This is a genomic window from Haladaptatus sp. W1 (assembly GCF_001723155.1).
Taxonomy (GTDB): Archaea; Halobacteriota; Halobacteria; order Halobacteriales; family Haladaptataceae; genus Haladaptatus; species Haladaptatus paucihalophilus.
Genome location: NZ_MEIH01000334.1, coordinates 14231 through 32773 on the forward strand (window position 1 = coordinate 14231; position 18543 = coordinate 32773).

Sequence of the window (18543 nt, forward strand, 5' to 3'; positions counted from 1 at the left end):
GACTCGTGAATGGGTCACTCGATCGTGGTGGATTAGTGTGACGTCCATTTTCCGCTGTTGTGCTGAGACGCGTCAGAAGACTTCTCTTGGTTATCGGTGTCGGATTCAGTGGTTGTGCGAGGTAATTTCTGCTACTAGAGACCTGCTTCTCTCATCAGCCGCCGACAACTTGGAACTGAATAGTCTACAGAAAATGTGTCTTTGATGTATTGGCGGACGAGGACAGGCGTCCACGCAGCCTCATCATATCCTGCGTTCTTCGGTGAAGATTGTAACGTCTCCTGTAACTTGTTACGTTGGTCTATGTCAAGTTTACGCGGTCGACCCGAGCGGTGGTCATCAGAGGCGGCTTGTTCGAGAGACTCACTGTCGAAACGTTGAAGCCAATTATAGATCGTCCGCCGCTGTACACCGTACCATTCCGCGAGTTCTGTTTGACTAATGCCGTTCTTATACGCAATTGCTGCTGTTAGCCGCTGTGTAGCCTTTTTCCCCTCTACCTTGTCGAGTGCCTTCTGAAGCTCTTCAATCGAGATTTCATCGAGATTATTCATTATTGGGCACTACACTAATCGAGTAAAAAGTTCTAATGGTAACGTTCCCAAATGAACAATGTTCGATAATCACGGGTAGAAGAGTATTATATGAGTTTTCCCATCGCTATATTCTCCTATATAAGATATTTTATCGGCAATTTACTTCAGATTCACACTGATAGAGGGGTAAGAGTACGATTACAGTAATAGTACTGTAACGGGTTTCGGGGATCGGTTCTGCATTGCGGTTGTAAAGACGTACACATCCTTTACAATTATACTGCTGTAATATATTTTAAGCTCTAAGGACAGTAAATAGCTAGTTTCCAAGTAAAACCTCGGTAGAGCCGAACCGAAATATACAATCTGAAGAGTACCGCCTCTCGGTAGCAAACGATACGCTCATGAATTCTTCATCACCACCTCATCAACCTATAAATATCATCTGTAGTCTCAGTTGAAAGAGTATTTACCCTTGTAGCCGAATTACGTTCTTATGCATCGCGAATTCGCTTCGCCGGCTCGTTACATTCAGGGGTCTGGTGTTTTAGAGAGGGTCGGTCAGCTGACACTCCAGCACGGCGAATCAGCACTAATTATCTCCGACTCGGACGTGTGGCAGGTCGTTGGTGAGATGGTAGAGAAGAGTTTTAATGGCGTGGATGCTGCCATGGAAAGAGCGAATTTCACTGGAGAATGTTCTACTATCGAAATCGACCGGCTCACTGATATTGCACGGAAGAGAGGCGCTGATGTCATCATCGGGATTGGCGGTGGGAAAGCTATCGATACGGCAAAAGCCGTCTGTGCGCGTACTGGGGCAGTGATTGGATCAGTCCCGACTATCGCTTCGACAGATGCTCCTACCAGCAGTCTCTCGATTATATACGAGGAAGATGGCACATTCGAGAAAGCACACCGTCACGACTTCCATCCATCATTCGTAATTGTTGATACGAAAATCATTGCACGTGCCCCGACTCGCTGGTTCATCTCAGGGATCGGCGATGCACTTGCAACGTGGTTCGAAGCCAAGGCGACATGGGAAAGCGGGGGAACAACAATCTATGGAACTCGACCAACATACGTCAGTAAGGCCATTGCACGTCACTCATACGACTTGCTTCGCGAAGACGCTGAAGATGCAGTTCACGCTGTCAGCGAGGATACGGTTACGGAGAGCGTTGAAGCCGTAACTGAGGCGACGATTCTCCTCAGTGGACTTGGATTTGAGAACGGCGGTACTGCAGCGGCTCATGCCGTCCATGATGGACTAACAATGCTTTCGGGGACATCGAATGCAACACACGGTGAGAAGGTGACAGTGGGAGTACTAGTGCAGTTGATCCTCGAAGAATACCCAGATGAGGAGATTAAGGATATCATTGCTTTCGCGGACCGAGTTGGTCTCCCCGTTTCACTTATGGACATCGATAGCAGCGATCCAACTCGTCAGGAGCTCTTGAGGGTTGGTCATGTTGCGTGCGATTCTGACGGGTCAATGGGAAACGAAGCCGTAGACGTTACACCAGAGGACGTAGCCGACGCGCTGCAAACCTTGGATTCGATTAGCAAATCAGAGTGAGAGTGAAAGTCCATTACCGCACCGTTGCATCGTTTTCAAGTCGATTCTTCTGGAGTCTAATACCCAACATCATGAACATTCATACACAATGTGTTCTTCTGTGAAGAACAAAAATAGGTGATGTTCCAATTATGGGAAAATATATAGTCTATGGACTAGAACGGAAATTCATGGAAGACCGTCCCCAAAATGGGAACGCGGGTCGAACAGTACAGACAGTCGAAACCAGTTATGCGATTCTCGATCGTCTCGACGAGGTTGGAAAGGCTGGAGTTACCGAACTCGCAGAAGCGATGGATATCTCGAAAAGTGCAGTTCACCGCCATCTAGCCACGCTCGCCAATCGCGGACGCGTCAGGAAGATAGATGGGAACTATCACTCCGTTTCGAAGGAAACGGAGCAGGTACAGCCGACGTTCGAAATCATCGAGTCGTTGAGTCGGCTCGATAGTGCAACGCCTGCGGAAATTGCGGAGGCTACCGAGAAGTCCAAGGACACTGTCGTAGAATATCTCGTTCAATTAGAACAAGCAGAATACGTAGTCAAACAGGGCGACGAGTATCAAAACAGCCTAAAATTCCTTGATATCGGAGAACGCGTCAAATACAATACCGGTATTTTCGACCTTGTCGTCGAAGAGGTGGACAAACTCGCCAACGAAAGTGATGAACTTGCACTGTTCAGCGTCATGGAGCACGATCGGAACGTCATCCTGTACAAAGCTCACGGTGAGGAAGCGATTCGAACATCTCACGAGACGGGGCTCCGTGAACCACTTCACTATAGTGCACTCGGAAAGGCGATTCTCGCAGAACTCCCCGAAGATCGGGTCCGGGATATCGCCGACCGTCGTGGACTTGCACCAGTCACCGAGCAGACAATTACCGAGGTCGACGATCTTCTCTCCGAACTCGAAGCAACACGAGAACGCGGGTACGCCGTCGATATGGAGGAGGCGAAACCAGGAATGCGGTGTGTGGCGGCATCCGTCTCTAGTGCAGACAACTCGAATTACGGGGCGATCAGCGTCGCAGCACCGAAAAGTCGAATGCAAGGTGAACGGTTCGAGAATGAAATTCCGGAGCTCGTGAAAGGCGCTGCCAACGTTATCGAACTAAACTCGATTTACGTCGAGTGAGAGAACCAACTTCCATCTCTGGATTTATGATGTCGATTCGACCGTGCGGTCGACAGCACGTCCCTCAATGGTAAAGACGTTCACTCCCGTGTCAGCATCAAACAGGTGAACATCGTTTTCATTAAATTCAATATATATTATATCACCGACCGTGGGCTTCACACTTGCTGGGACGCGAATCGTAACTTCTTGGCTCCCCACGTTAGCGTAGATGTAATTGTCACTTCCAACGGGTTCGACGACATCTACGGTCGCCTCGATCGTATTCTCACTGGGTGTGTCTGCGATGTGGGCATCTTCCGGTCGAATGCCAAGGACGAGATTAGCAGTCGTTGTCGACCCTCTGACCTCATCCGCACGTGTTCTCGAGAGTCCGTACTCGAAGCCATCACCAGTAAGAAATGAACCGTCGAGAGTCGCGTCGAAGAAGTTCATTGCCGGACTCCCAATGAAGTCAGCGACGAACAAGTTCGCTGGACTGTTGTAGATCTCTTCAGGCGTTCCAACCTGTTGAATATGCCCGTCAGCGAGGATAACGATGCGGTCGGACATCGTCATCGCTTCCTCCTGGTCGTGGGTAACGTAGACGGTCGTCGTTCCGAGTTCATCGTGAATACGCTGTAACTCGGTTCGCATGTGCATCTTCAGTTTGGCGTCGAGATTCGACAGCGGTTCGTCCATCAGGAACACTTCGGGTTCGCGAACGATGGCACGACCAGTGGCCACGCGTTGCTGTTGGCCTCCGGAGAGGTTACCAGGCTTCTTATCGAGGTGGTCTTCGATGCCGAGCATCTCTGCGGCTTCTTCGACTCGCCGATCGATGACATCCTCCTCGATATCCGTCGTCAGCTTGAGCCCGTATGCGAGGTTATCGCGAACAGTCATGTGCGGATACAGCGCATAGTTCTGAAAAACCATGGCGATACCGCGGTCTCGCGGATGGATATCGTTGATAACTCGGTCACCAATGCTGATGGTGCCGCCGGAGATATCTTCGAGCCCAGCAATCATTCGGAGAACGGTCGACTTGCCAGAGCCCGATGGTCCGAGGAGAGATACGAATTCTCCATCCTCGATCTCGAGGTTGATGTCCTTTACAGCCAAGACATCGTCGTATTTTTTAATCACATCGTCGAAGGTTACTCTACTCATTTGCTACCGTGACAGGCTTTCTCGATATCATATATAGTCTTTTCTCAATGATTGTGACGGTTTCGAACTGCTGCTTGTTCAAGTTCTCTCGCGAAATAGGTTCTGCAGAAGATGGGGAATTTCCATCAAGGAAACAACTAGTTCGGTTGTGACGTTGCATGATAAAAAATGTTATATAGGAGGTCTCCATCGGTATGTGTTGATGGTTCGCAAGCGGCTAGAACAAGCTGCGCCGAGTAGGCGCCGTTTCATGAAAGTGGCAGGTGCAACAGGAATCGCTGGTCTCGCCGGCTGTACGAATAATAGTGGAGCTGGTAGTGACGACAAATCAGGTGGTAAGACGACACTCCAGTTTTGGACGCTCTTTTCCGGTGGCGACGGAAAAGCGATGAAGTCACTAGTAGACCAATTCAACAAAGAGCACGACGATATCCAGATCAAGCGGCAACGACAACCTTTCGAGGAATATTATGACAAATTGTTTACTGCGATGACGGGCGGGAACGCGCCAGACCTCGCAGTGTTCCACACGACCGAAATTCAGCGATTTGTCGATGCGCTGCAGCCACTCGGTGATTTGATCAATGGCGATACATCGAGTGCCTATGTCGATTCGATTTGGAATGAAACTAAATTTGACGGGAAGCGGCTTGCGCTCCCATTAGACACCCACCCGAACGGGCTTTACTACAACAAAGACATCTTCGAGCAAGCAGGGCTCGATCCCGAGAAGCCTCCGACAACCTTCGAAGAGCTGAAGCAAACGGCAAACACCATCTCCTCAGAGACGGACAAACTGGCTTTCAGCCCGGATCCGTATAATCAATATTTCGTCCGACAGTTCATCGCGTGGCAACGCGGGCGAGGTGGGCAGTTCCTCAACGAAGACAAGACGAAAGCAGCGTTCAATGATCAAAATGGTGTCGCGCTCGGCGAGTTCTACAGCAACATCTCGAAAAAATGGAACTGGGACAAGGCCGATGCAACGGCTGAACGTGGGACGAAGGCATTCCGTGCTGGCGACCTGGCCATGACGATCAATGGGACGTGGTACTACGGTGTGCTACAAGAGCAGGACTATAATTGGGGAATGACCAAACCGTTCGTGGCTCCGGGTCAAAAACAGAAGATGACGTGGGCAAACAGCCACACGATCGGCGTCCCGAACGGTGGGAGCAACAAAGAAGCCGCTGTAAAAGCAGCCGAGTGGCTCACACAGAACAGCACCACATGGGGTACGGATGCCGGCCACCTTCCAGCGGCCAAGAAGGTTCTCGATTCGGACAAACTACGGAACGCTACGGTGTGGAAAAAGACGCTTTCCACGTTCTCCGAGATGGCGGGAGCTGGTGAACTCGCATATATGCCCAGCACGAAAAACAACGAGAACTACAAACGTCCGGTAAATCAAGCAATTGCTCAGATTTACTCTGGCCAACTCACACCCAAGAAGGGAATCCAGAATGCCGCGAATGAGGTAACGAAGAACCTCAAGGGATGACAAGCGTGAGACGATACTAATGTCCACTAAAAACAAGCTCCCACTCGTGGATCGGCTCCGGGGTATCGACGTCACCGACCAAGAGACACGTGATGGCATTGCATTCGCTCTCCCATACCTACTGGTATTCTCGGTATTTCTCCTCTACCCGTTGTTGAAGGGGTTCTACATGAGTATGTACGACTGGAACGCCTTTGCGCCATCACAGTCGGAATTTATCCTCTTCGATAACTATGCCCGGATGCTCCAGGACCCTACGTTTTGGAAAGCGCTGCGTGCAACCGTGGTATTCGTGGTGCTAACGGTGCCGACACTCGTGCTATTGGGATTAGCACTCGCGTTGGGTGTCAACCGAAACGTGAAAGGAAAACGATTCCTGCGGACAGTGTTTTTCAGCCCATACGTGCTGACTGTCTCGGTTGTATCGCTCATCTGGGCTGAATTATATGCACCCGAGTACGGCCCACTCAATTACTATCTCGGGGTTCTCATGAACAACCCACCATCATGGCTGAATAGCTTCACGTTCGCCATGCCAGCGGTCGCACTCGCGACAGTCTGGTGGACCGTCGGGTTCAACTTCGTCATCCTACTGGCGGCCCGTCAAGGGGTGCCTGATAGATTGTACGAAGCCGCACGTATCGACGGTGCGACCTCCTGGCGCGCGTTCAAGGATATCACGCTCCCGCAGATGCGTCCTGCAATCATGTTCGTGACGACCGTGCAGTTCATCGCGTCGTTCCAGATTTTCGGGCAGGTGTACATCATGACGAATGGTGGACCCGGGAATTCGACTCAAACGCTCGTGATGTATCTGTTCCGAATGGCGTTTCGCGAACAGGAGTTCGGATACGGCGCTGCCATCGGGTACTTCCTCTTTTTCGTACTCGTGGCCGTGTCTCTCGTCAACTACTACTTCATCGGAGGTGACAACGAATGAGTACAGCAAACGGACGGCTTATCGAATCGAAACGCGTACGAACAGCTGGTCTCTACGCAGCACTGTACGGAACCGCATTTTTGTTTTTGGTTCCATACATCTACATGCTATCGACATCGCTGAAGCCAGAACAGTTCGCGTTCTCGCGACAACCGTACTGGATTCCGCCTGAATTCACGTTCAAGTGGTATACGATCATACTTCGTGAAGCACCCATGGTTCAGTGGATGATGAACACGCTTATCATCGCGGGAACGACGACGTTGCTGGTCGTGATTCTCGACTCGATGATCGCGTTTTCTCTCACCAAGCTCGACTGGCCTGGCAAGCGCATCATCTTCACCGTGATCATCGCGAGCTTCATGGTTCCGATATACGCGAACATGGTGCCGTTGTACACCATCATCGCTGATTTCGGTCTGGTCGATAGTCCGCTTGCCGTCATTATGCCGTTCAGTGCGATGCCAATCGGCGTCTTCCTGTTCACGCAGTTCTTCCAGGATCTCCCCGATTCAATCATCGAGGCAGCAAAAATAGACGGCTTCAGTACGTTCCAAATCTACACACGGATCGTCCTGCCACTGATGAAACCAGCTATCGCAGCATTGTCGCTGTACACGTTTGTCTATACGTGGAACCAGTTCCTGTGGCCACTCATCGTGCTTCAGGGTGAATCATCGTTTACACTGCCAGTCGGCATCGTCACAATGCAACCGACACAGGTGTTCCAACCCGGTGCACAGATGGCGGGGACGCTCCTCGCGGCCGCTCCGCTCTTCATTGTGTTCCTCATCTTGCAAGAGCACCTCGTGAACGCGGTTCAAATGCAGGGGACGACCGGATAATGATGGAATATAATTCCGCGGATGATCCGGACACACCAGCTCACAAACGAACCATTCGGTTCGTCTATCAGCACAGCACAACGCTGATCCTCATGAGCATCGTTTGGTTCATCGCGTCGCTCCCAATCATCACGCTCGGTCCAGCGACTCTCGGTGCATACAGCGTCGTGCGTTCTCTCCGAGAGACGGGCAGCGTCGACCGTGCGCGTACCATTGCTGTGATTCGTACGAATGGCATCCACGCGATTCTCCTTGCTCTCGTGCCGTTGGTATTCGTCGCGACAGCGGCGCTCTACCTGCGAACCGGAACACCGCTCGGTAGTCTCTCGATGGTCGTTGCTGCAGCCTGCATGTACGTGGGTGGCTATCTCGGTATTGCACTGATTCCGGCTTTCATCGCGATGGCCGAAGGTGAGTCACCCGTACCCGCGACCAAGCGTGGCTACGTGTGGGTTGCATCGCAACCAGTCTCGACGGTTTCGCTTGCCATAGTGACGGCGATACTGTTCGTGGCGACGGCAGTGCTCACGATCGGATTCGTCCTCTTGTTCCCTGCACTGGCCTTCTCATACCATGCAGAGGTACTGACGGACGACCTGGTCGAGGCGACTTCGACAGAGACGTCGATTTACAGAGCGGAGGGCACCATCTGACGACAGGGGTCGTTCTCCTCCAGTGACTATCCTGGCAGTAAGCTTGATACAACTAATCCGAGTAAATGCAAGACGATACAAACGTGACGACTCGTCACAAATTCCGATAATGACGTTTAACAATACACAGACCCGCCTGGCAAACCGGTCGTCGGTTTCGCTGAACGGACGCTGGGACTTTCGTCCCGATAGGGACGATACCGGCGTCGAAGAACAGTGGCAAAGCACTACCACGTGGCCGGACGCGGACCGACAGTCAGTTTCGGTTCCGCACGCGTGGCAGGAAAATGAAAGCTTGACGGACTACACCGGCATTGCTTGGTACCGCCGAACAGTCGAATTCGACACCCTCCCTCATGGCGGACGGCTCTTCCTCAGATTCAACGCGGTCGATTACCACACGACTGTCTGGGTGAATGGCGTCGAGTGTGGCACGAATCGCGGCGGATATCTCCCGTTCGAAGTGGATGCCACAGAGGCGTTCGAAGCCGGACAAAATGTCGTTACCATTCGGGTCGAAGACCCTGACGATCTCAGCCAAATCCCTCACGGCAAACAGGGCGATCCGTGGTACAGACGGGTGAGTGGCATCTGGCAAGATGTTTCGGTCGAATTCCGCCCCGCCATCCGCGTTTCCGACGCTCGGGTCACGCCGAATCTCGAAGATGACATTGCGCACATCGAGTTCACCGCTATCGCCGATGATATCGCTCCCGATGGTTCACTCACGGCAACCGTCCGTGTCAGCCATGAAGGAACGACCGTCAACAGCGTTGAGTGCGATGTTTCACTTGGGAACCCAACTGTCGAGTCAGTCTCCATACCGAATGCGGAGTACTGGCACCCGGAAAACCCAGTCCTCTACGACCTCGAAATCGAACTCGAAGACGATTCAGGATCGACCGATGTTTACGAAGATTACTTCGGGATGCGGAGTATCCGCGTGGAGAACGGCACCTTCCATCTCAACGGCGAGCCGCTGTATATCCGCGGTGCACTCGACCAAGGATACTACCCGGAGACGCTGTATCGTCCGTCCGAGGAAGACCTCTTCGAACACGAGATTCGGACCGCCAAGGAACTCGGATTCAATCTCCTGCGAAAACACATCAAACCCGCCCATCCCGATTTCATCGAACTTGCAGACCGAATGGGTATACTCGTCTGGGAAGAGCCCGCAAATCCTTCGCAGTACACTGACCGCTCGAAGCGAGAAGTTCAGGAGCAGTTGCGCGATCTGATTAATCGTGATTTCAATCGTCCGAGCGTCATCATCTGGAGCCTGTACAACGAGGAGTGGGGTATTGGCCACCATCAGGATGAACCGTTCATTTGGGATGATGAAGAGAAACAAGCATACCTCAGCGAACTGTACGAGGCGGCAAAACGGTGGGACCCCACTCGACTTGTCTGCGATAACTCCGGCTGGGCACACGTCGCGACCGATATCAACGATTATCACCGCTACTTCGCCAGTCCAGATCGCGCTGCAGCGTGGGGCGATGACTTGGACAACATGACGGCACATCCAGAAGGAAATTACGCCGCAACGTACACAGATCCCGAAACGACACCGGTTGTCGTCTCCGAATTCGGGACCTGGGGACTCGCCGATACGGAGGCGCTCGAAGAGTTCTACGGTCAGGAGCCGGAGTGGTATCATCATCCGTTCCTTACACCTGTCGACGGGCCCACTAACGAACGGCAGGTTCACCTCGAATCGAACCTTCGGTCTCCCGCCGGGTTCAAAAAACGCTACGATGAGACAACGCTCCCGGAGAAATTCGACGGGTTGGCTGAGCTCGCAGAGACGTGGCAGTGGCGCGAGTATCTCTCGGTGAAAAATCTCATCGAACAGATGCGCGTCCACGACGGCCTTTCGGGATATATCATCACCGAATTCACGGATATCGAGTGGGAGTTCAACGGAATCCTCGACTACCGCCGTGAAGAGAAAGTATTCCACGATGAGTTCGCGTCTGTCAATAATTCGTTGTTCGTTGCGGTCGATCCCGAACATCATGCGGTGTGGAGCGGAGACGAGCTGTCGGTCGATATTACCGTCGTCAACGACGGTCGTGTCTCGCACAGTGGAATCGTCGAGTGGAAACTGATCGACGACGAAAGCGGCGAGACGGTCGATAGTGGTGAGCTCGATGTCGGTGTCGATGCACACGCGAAATCACGAACGCGAACGGTCCCAGTGACGATCCCTGATGTGGACAAAAACGAAAGACAGACGTTACAGGTGACGTTCACAGCGGAAACGGCCACGGCAACCAACGAAGAGCCGATTTCCGTCGTTCAACCGGCGCGTGCTCCCAACCGTGACATTACCGTATTCGCACAGGAGAACTACATAGCCGACCGACTCATCGGTTCGTGCTACAAGGTTACTCGTGAATTGAACGACGACGTCGACCTCGCGGTCGTATCCACACTGGATGTCCCTGCCCGAAACTTCGCCGAAGCTGGTGGAAGAGTGCTGTTACTGCCGCCACCACATGAGACGACACCGATAGACGACCTGTTCGAATACCGTGAATTGCCGGAAGGGGAAAACTGGAATCTCTGTTCGGCGCTGTACGCACATAACAGCCCATTTATCGGAGATTTGACCGGAAGTAAACGACTCGACTGGGCATTCGAGGGAATTTACCCGAACGCGCTCGCGACGGGACTGGATACCGATCACGACGAGATTTACGTCGAATACGTCGAAGGATGGATCGCTAACTGGGGCAGTCCACTCGTGATACGGTCGGTCGGAAACGGTCAGGTGTGTACATCCACCTTCCCGCTCGGAGAGGCGTATGGCGAGCAACCGGTGGGAACGCTCTTGCTCGACCATCTTATCGATCACATCTCGCGTGACTGACCTCGCACTATCATACATACAAACACAACCATGACACGAATCACAGACTACGAACTGTTTGAGGTGCCGCCGCGATGGCTGTTCCTCCGCATCGTGACGAGTGATGGCACCGTTGGCTGGGGAGAACCCATCGTCGAAGGACGCTCTCACACCGTCCGCAGCGCGGTCGAAGAACTCATGGACACCTACCTGCTCGGTAGAGACCCCCTTCGAATCGAGGATCATTGGCAGACGATGTACCGGGGTGGTTTCTACCGAGGGGGTCCCATTCTCATGTCCGCGATAGCGGGCATCGACCAAGCACTCTGGGACATCAAGGGCAAGCACTTCAACGCACCAGTGTATGACCTGCTCGGCGGTCCTGTACGCGACCGGGTTCGCGTCTACCAATGGGTCGGTGGCGACCGACCGAGTGACGTCGGCGAGGCAGCAGCAGAGAAAGTTGACGCCGGATTCACCGCACTGAAGATGAATGCAACACCAGAGATTCGACGTGTTGATAACCCGAGTGCCGTTCAAGACGCCGTTGATCGGCTTCAAGAAGTACGCAACTGTGTCGGCCCGACTATCGACATCGGTGTCGATTTCCACGGTCGCGTTACGAAACCAATGGCGAAGCGTCTGGCGAAGGCATTGGAACCGGAGGACCCCTTCTTCATCGAGGAACCAGTCTTACCGGAACACAACGACGCGCTTCCCGAGATTACGGCACAAACATCGATTCCAATCGCGACGGGCGAACGGATGTACTCACGGTGGGATTTCAAAGAGATATTCGAGAATGGGTCGGTTGATATCATCCAGCCAGACCTCTCCCACGCTGGCGGCATCACAGAAGTACAAAAGATCGCTGCAATGGCTGAAGCATACGATGTCGCGATGGCACCGCACTGTCCACTCGGGCCGATCGCGCTCGCCTCCTGTTTACAGGTAGATGCCGTCGCCTCGAATGCACTCATCCAAGAACAGAGCCTCGACATCCACTATAATCAGGGGAACGACGTCTTAGACTACCTCGTTGACCCCGCCGTCTTCGACTATGATGAGGGCTATGTCGACCTACCTAGTGGCCCGGGTCTCGGCATCGACATCGATCTTGAGTACGTTCGTGAGCGAGAAGAGATGGACGTCGACTGGCACAATCCCATCTGGCGGCACAACGACGGCAGCGTCGCCGAATGGTAATCGTGTCGATTCGAACCACTCTCCCGATGCATCGCACGCAAAACGCACCCTGATACGGTTCAACACAGGTATTCGCAAACTATGACAACCAATCGCTGGAGCAAAGAGAAAGCATGGAACTGGTACGACAAACAAGACTGGCTCGTCGGGTGTAACTACCTGCCCAGCACCGCGGTCAACCCAACCGAGATGTGGCTAGCCGAATCGTTCGATCCGGAAACCATCGACCGTGAACTTCGCTGGGCCAGTGCTGTCGGAATGAACACTACACGAGTATTCCTGCAGTACCTCGTTTGGGAGGATGATCCAGACGGATTGAAACGACGCATGGACAGCTATCTCGATATTGCCGACTCCCATGGCATATCGACGATGTTCGTCTTTTTCGACGATGTTGGGTTCTCTGGCGACGAGCCGTATCTCGGGCCGCAGAAAGAGCCGCTCCCGAATACACACAACAGCCAATGGACGCCAAGTCCTGGCCACGAGCGGGCAGTCGACCGCGCGACGTGGTCACAGTTGGCCGATTACGTCCGTGACATCGTGAGTACATTCAGGACGGATGAGCGAGTCCTCATTTGGGACGTGTACAACGAACCCGGCAACAGTGAAATGGGGAAACAGACACTCCCGCTCCTTCGCGAATCCTTTGACTGGGTGCGTGAGGCCGATCCGACACAACCGGTCACCGCGGGAGTCAACTGGGATCCGAACCGGACCGAACAAAATCAAATCGGAAGTGAACACGCGGATATCGTCTCGTTTCACGACTACAGCGAGTTGTCGTTCACGAAAGAACGGCTCGAGACTCTCGAAGAATACGACCGGCCACTTCTCTGTACAGAGTGGCTCGCACGAACCCGAGATAATCACGTTCGCACGCACTTGCCCTACTATAAGGAGAAAAACATCGGATGTTACACATGGGGATTCGTGAACGGGAAAACGCAGACACACCTCCCGTGGAGTACAGCACAGACGTCGATTGCCGAAGCCATCGAGGATGAGGACACCGAGACGTGGTTCCACGACGTCCTCCATACGGACGGGACACCTTATCGACCAGAAGAAGTCAAACTGTTCCGCGAGTACACTGGAACGGGAGAATCGATTTCACTACCGGAAGGAAACGATGACTGAGTGCAACTCGGTGCGACATGCCGATCACATCGCAATCGTCACAGGGTCAACTAAAGGGATTGGTGCCGGGATTGCCAGGCGTCTCGCTTGCGAGGGGGCAACTGTCGTGATTACCGGTCGGTCGGCAGAAGAAGGCAAAGCCGTCGTCGAGTCGATTCGCTCGGAGGGCGGTGAGGCGATGTTCATTGAAGCAGATATGCGCAACCCAGCAGAGATCGAAGCGCTCATCGAGCAAACAGCCGACCGATTTGGTCGTATAGACGTTCTCGTGAATAACGCTGGTGTGCAAACGGAAACGACTGCAACTGACGCGACGATTGACGATTGGGAATTCGTTCTAGAGACCGATTTCCGTTCGTTCTGGTTGTGTGTGAAGTACGCTGTCGAGCATATGCCTGCTGGCAGTGCGATTCTGAACATGTCCTCAAACCACGCCTATCTGACCATGCCTGGGCTGTTCCCATATAATGCAGTGAAGGCTGGCATCAACGGGATGACGCGCGCACTCGCTCTCGAACTCGGCCCGCTCGAGATTCGCGTGAACACAATCAATCCCGGTTGGGTCGAAGTGGACCGGACGCAGGAGGAACTGACTGCAGATGAGCGTGAGCGAGTCGAAGAGATGCATCCGATGGGACGCATCGGAACTCCCGAAGACGTCGCAACTGCATCAGCCTTCCTGACGAGTGAAGAAGCTGCATTCATCACCGGGACAAGTCTTCTCGTTGATGGTGGCCGCACTGCAGTGATGCAGGATCACACGTTTGTCGAGTACAAACGGAATCTCTGACGAGTTCAGTCCAAACTGACTCACACTCGGTACATTTATACAGTTACTATTGGTTTCACTTCGCATGAGTTCGCTCCGACCACCAGCTGTGCCTCTCGTCACCCATCATCCCTATTTCAGTGTCTGGTCGCCTACAGAGCATCTTGGTGAGTCGACAACCATCCACTGGACTGGAGCGGAAAACGGTCTCGTTGGGTTCGCGGTTATCGACGGTCGTCCCTACCGGTTTGCCGGAGAACACGGTGAAATTCCAACGATGGATCAAACAAATGTGACCGTTCAACCGACCACGACACGATATTCGTTTCGAGCAGCTGGTATTGAACTCGAGGTCGAATTTATCTCACCACTCCTGCTCGAGGACTTCGAGATTCTCGCTCGGCCGGCGACATATGTCTCCTTCTGTACTCGTTCGATAGATAGACAATCTCATTATATATCAATATATTTTGATGTGACTGGTGAGTGGTGTGTCGATGATAGAAAACAAACCATCGAATCAAATCGAATCTCCATCCCGGATGTCGGCCCAGCACTGCAAATCGGTACTACGACACAAGAGATACACGGACATAGTGGTGATGATAGACGCATCGACTGGGGGTATCTGTATCTTCTCCCTCCGAGCGATTTGACGACAGACATGATTGTCTCGACAACAGACATCCGCGATACGTTCGTTTCGACTGGTCAGCTGTCCCAGTCGGATTCGCTTAGCGGACCTACCGAAGTTGGCGATACACCGCCAGTACTGGCATGTGTCTTTGAGATGAACGTCGGAGCAACGTCTGAACGGGAAACGTTCCTTACGGTCGCCTATGACGAACGGGAAGCTATCGAATATTTCGAAGAAAACCTCCAGCCGTATTGGCGACGCAACGGAAAAACGGTGACAGAGATGCTCACCAGTGCTGTTGCTGACTTTCCTACTCTGCGAGAACGATGTGCAGAGTTCGACTCAGTATTGAAACAACGGTGTCGCTCTGCGGGTGGAGAGACGTACGCAGATATCACGGCGCTCGCGTATCGTCAAGCGATAGCTGCACATACACTCGTTGAATACGATGATACACCGCTTTTCTTCTCAAAGGAATGTTTCAGCAATGGCTGTATTGCGACAGTCGATGTGACGTACCCTTCTATTCCACTCTTCTTGTTGTATGCTCCCGACCTCGTCAAAGGAATGCTTCGGCCGATATTCCGCTATGCCCGAACTGATGACTGGCCCTACGAATTCGCACCACACGACGTCGGTACGTATCCAAAAGCGAACGGCCAAACGTATCGTACTGTGGATGGCGAACTGGTGCTTGAGAACCAGATGCCGATCGAAGAATGTGGGAACATACTCATCACAACTGCAGCAATCTGTCTCCGGGACGGATGTTCGTCGTTTGCAGATGATAACTGGAAGTTACTCACACAGTGGGCGGAGTATCTCGTTGAGAACGGCTTTGACCCGGGTGAACAACTCTGTACGGATGACTTCGCGGGACATCTCGCACACAACGTAAATCTCTCCTTAAAGGCGATCTTTGGTATCGCGAGCTACGGCATACTATGCGACCTTCGTGGCGATGAAGACCGCCAAGAGAAGTACCTGACCCTCGCAAATCAGATGGCCGAAGACTGGACTCACGATGCTGATGATGGTGAGCATTTCCGATTGACATTCGACAGGCCTGGGACGTGGAGTCTTAAATACAATTTAGTTTGGAACGACCTGTTTGATCTGGACTTGTTCGATGACGATGTTGCTCAACGGGAGGTAGAAAAATATCTCGAAGAACAGAACGAGTATGGAACTCCCTTGGACAATCGAGAGACATACACGAAAGCCGACTGGCTTCTATGGGCAGCAACACTCGCTGATGACGAATCGGACTTCGAACAGTTGATCGACCCTCTATGGCAATTTTTGGATGAGACACACGACCGAGTACCGTTTGCTGATTGGTATGATACGGACACGGCCGAGCGAAGTAGATTTCAACACCGGTCCGTAGTTGGCGGCCTGTTCCTGAAACTTCTCAGCCATGAAAAGCACCTGCTGAACTCACAAGAATAGTTGCTTGTGCCAAATTCGATGCCAGCGGTATTGCCGCCGAGAGCGTCCTCGACAGCGAATTTGTCTTTGCAGACGAGTTGGGGTTCCCAACAAGGAGAAGTCTGACCAGTAATACTGAATAGTCAGATATGCCAGTAATACTGTTCGGGCAGTCGTACTTCTCGAAGGAGGTATCGAACCCAAGGATATACTTGGAACGCATCCAGGGTGGATCGGAAAGCAGCAACCCGAGGAAATCAATCAAAGTCTCTCGCTGAAAAGCTCAAAACCTGTGGCGCATACTCATTGTGTCCCGTTATGAGTTGCGACGAGCGCCTGCGTAGGAGTGGATAATATGTAATACGAGGACCGTTTATCCAGTGACGAGATACGTCGGGGAGCAAGAGACTATATTCAAATCCAGAAAAAGAGGTAAGTCGTAGTGAATCTTGTATATATCATGGTACTTGACAGCACACCACAGCTCGATGTCGAGATTCCAGAACTAACCCAAGTTGGGTTCGTTGTCGAAGATTTAGACGATGGGATGGATCGGTTTGGCGGATTGCTAGGTGTTGGGCCATGGGAGGTATATCGCTTCGAATCTCCTCGATTGACTGAGACGACATTTCGTGGGGAGGAACACGACTATTCGATGGCCTTGGCGATCACAGATCTAGCCGGAACGATGATCGAACTCATCGAACCCCTTGAGGGTGAGAGCCTCTACACTGAACACCTTGCCGAACACGGTGAGGGGCTCCATCACATCGCGTGTTTCGCCTTCGATGATACAGAGGCGATTATCGAGGAGTTCGAAGACGCGGGAATGGGTGTCATCCAGAGTGGCAAATTCAACGGTACCGAGTACTGGTACTTCGATACCGAAGAGGAACTAAACGGCGTTATCTTCGAGACGGCTGCAAATCTCGAGGCGCTCCCAGAGCCAGATCGCACGTATCCCGAGTGACGGCCGCAATTGGCGGAGTATCGACCATCATCGAATGTGCGTCACGAAGGGGAGTAAGAACGAGAATTCAGCAAACTCGGTTCCACATAAAGAACCTCCGACGGTCGATATGGGGCAGCTTACGTAGAGCCCTCGATAACGAGGTACCCGACGCGTTCGTTCACGTGCGCCGTTTCCGTATCCGCACTTTGTTCTTCTTCGACTTTGACCTCGACACCGGTGCCGGAGAGATTCCGATAGCGGAGGGTCGCCGTATCCGACCCGTTGAAGGTTTGCATAGCGGCGATGAACTGCGGTTGGTCGTACTGCTGGTCGAAAGTGAGCTGTGTCCAATTCTCGTCGACCGTCGTTCCAGTTTGTTGGACTTCGAACGGTCGCCCGTACAGAACGCCCGTTGCTGGCTGAAGTGCAACGTAGCCGACCGTTTCTGTCGTGTGCCCGCCGTTTGCTTCCTCCTCTTGGAGCCGCACGTCGAACGAACTATTGGAAATGTTTCGCAGCCGCGTGACGATGGGGTCTGCCCCGTTGAACGTCTGGGCTTGTGCGAGTACAATCGGCGTCTCCGCGCCGAAGAAGTTCCCAAGCGAGACGGATGAGAAACTGGTGTTGACATCGACGGTTCCCGTTTTCACCCGAAACGAGGTGTCATCCGCCAACTGGAGTGTCTGTTCACCCGGTTCGACGGCGACACTGTGGAACGTTTCGCTGACGTGCGACCCATCGAGGTATTCCCATTCTTCGAGTTTGTATTCGAAGCTCCCTTCAATGACGTTTCGCAAGCGGATATGCGCGGGTTGACCACCGTTGTACGAGAGTGGTTCGGCGATGACAACGCGAGACCCTTGAGTATCCGAATCGGCTTGGTGCCAGACGTCTCGATTCGGCTGGTCTTGGGTGATGGTTTGGGTGGAGAGTGGGTTCGAGGGAAGCGTGAATTCGAGCTTCGCGATTGAGGCCGGGGCATCGTCAGCTCGATATTGCCGTTTGCGTTGGGCTCCAGTTGGACGGTTTCTCGGTCGAATCCATTCGTCGTCGTCCAGCTCGTCTGTCGTGCAAACGGATCGTCGTTCGTCGGTGTTTGAAGAACGACCGGAACTTGCGCTGAAGACGAATCACTCGTGGGCGACCAGCCCTCGACATCGACTTCGGTCGTATAGGTCTCTTGCAAGTCACGATTTGTAC

General features: G+C 52.8%; 14 protein-coding genes and 1 pseudogene. 12 read left to right on the forward strand and 3 right to left on the reverse strand.

The genetic code is table 11. The features are described 5' to 3' along the window. Nucleotides 1-137: 137 nt before the first annotated feature. Nucleotides 138-554, reverse strand: a pseudogene (locus BG842_RS18885) (transposase); the annotation flags it as partial. Between the two features lie 478 nt (nt 555-1032). Between BG842_RS18885 and BG842_RS18890 the strand changes: the two are divergent. Both BG842_RS18890 and BG842_RS18895 read left to right on the forward strand, forming a co-directional pair. After that, nucleotides 1033-2121, forward strand: a complete 1089-nt coding sequence (locus BG842_RS18890) for a glycerol dehydrogenase (protein WP_069451979.1) — start codon at nt 1033-1035, stop codon at nt 2119-2121. Nucleotides 2122-2252: 131 nt separating this feature from the next. Next, nucleotides 2253-3260, forward strand: coding sequence for an IclR family transcriptional regulator C-terminal domain-containing protein (locus BG842_RS18895; protein WP_083252635.1), 1008 nt, complete (start codon nt 2253-2255; stop codon nt 3258-3260). 24 nt (nt 3261-3284) lie between these two features. On the opposite strand, the gene BG842_RS18900 is transcribed toward BG842_RS18895, so the two are convergent. Continuing rightward, nucleotides 3285-4412, reverse strand: a complete 1128-nt coding sequence (locus BG842_RS18900) for an ABC transporter ATP-binding protein (protein ID WP_069451980.1) — start codon at nt 4410-4412, stop codon at nt 3285-3287. Nucleotides 4413-4662: 250 nt separating this feature from the next. Here BG842_RS18900 and BG842_RS18905 point away from each other — a divergent pair, with 250 nt between their 5' ends. The 10 genes from BG842_RS18905 (at nt 4663) to BG842_RS18950 (ending at nt 17361) form a co-directional block, all read left to right on the forward strand. Then, entirely contained in the window at nt 4663-5913 is a 1251-nt protein-coding gene (locus BG842_RS18905; protein WP_069452020.1) for an ABC transporter substrate-binding protein, read from the forward strand. Between the two features lie 19 nt (nt 5914-5932). Then, the gene (locus BG842_RS18910) at nt 5933-6853 is read left to right on the forward strand and encodes a carbohydrate ABC transporter permease (RefSeq protein WP_069451981.1); all 921 of its coding nucleotides are present in this window, start codon (nt 5933-5935) and stop codon (nt 6851-6853) included. Continuing rightward, the gene (locus BG842_RS18915; protein WP_069451982.1) at nt 6850-7698 is read left to right on the forward strand and encodes a carbohydrate ABC transporter permease; all 849 of its coding nucleotides are present in this window, start codon (nt 6850-6852) and stop codon (nt 7696-7698) included. The genes BG842_RS18910 and BG842_RS18915 overlap by 4 nt, the downstream gene beginning before the upstream one ends. Nucleotides 7699-7790: 92 nt before the next feature. Beyond that, complete coding sequence (locus BG842_RS18920; RefSeq protein ID WP_139136190.1) at nt 7791-8351, forward strand: hypothetical protein; 561 nt, start codon at nt 7791-7793, stop codon at nt 8349-8351. Between the two features lie 109 nt (nt 8352-8460). Continuing rightward, entirely contained in the window at nt 8461-11229 is a 2769-nt protein-coding gene (locus tag BG842_RS18925; protein WP_069451984.1) for a glycoside hydrolase family 2 protein, read from the forward strand. A 30-nt stretch (nt 11230-11259) separates the two neighbouring features. After that, entirely contained in the window at nt 11260-12414 is a 1155-nt protein-coding gene (gene dgoD / locus BG842_RS18930; protein ID WP_069451985.1) for a galactonate dehydratase, read from the forward strand. Between the two features lie 81 nt (nt 12415-12495). Continuing rightward, on the forward strand, nt 12496-13554 hold the full coding sequence (locus tag BG842_RS18935) for a cellulase family glycosylhydrolase (RefSeq protein ID WP_069451986.1): 1059 nt from the start codon (nt 12496-12498) through the stop codon (nt 13552-13554). Next, nucleotides 13547-14344 (forward strand): SDR family NAD(P)-dependent oxidoreductase, encoded by a 798-nt coding sequence (locus BG842_RS18940; protein ID WP_069451987.1) that lies wholly within the window; start codon nt 13547-13549, stop codon nt 14342-14344. Before BG842_RS18935 ends, BG842_RS18940 begins: the two co-directional genes overlap by 8 nt. Before the next feature lie 64 nt (nt 14345-14408). Then, the gene (locus BG842_RS18945; RefSeq protein WP_069451988.1) at nt 14409-16412 is read left to right on the forward strand and encodes a glutaminase family protein; all 2004 of its coding nucleotides are present in this window, start codon (nt 14409-14411) and stop codon (nt 16410-16412) included. A gap of 439 nt (nt 16413-16851) precedes the next feature. Continuing rightward, nucleotides 16852-17361: a VOC family protein gene (locus BG842_RS18950; protein WP_069451989.1), complete on the forward strand. Its 510-nt coding sequence runs from the start codon at nt 16852-16854 to the stop codon at nt 17359-17361. A 119-nt stretch (nt 17362-17480) separates the two neighbouring features. On the opposite strand, the gene BG842_RS18955 is transcribed toward BG842_RS18950, so the two are convergent. Beyond that, nucleotides 17481-18140, reverse strand: a complete 660-nt coding sequence (locus BG842_RS18955) for a hypothetical protein (RefSeq protein ID WP_069451990.1) — start codon at nt 18138-18140, stop codon at nt 17481-17483. Nucleotides 18141-18543: the final 403 nt, after the last annotated feature.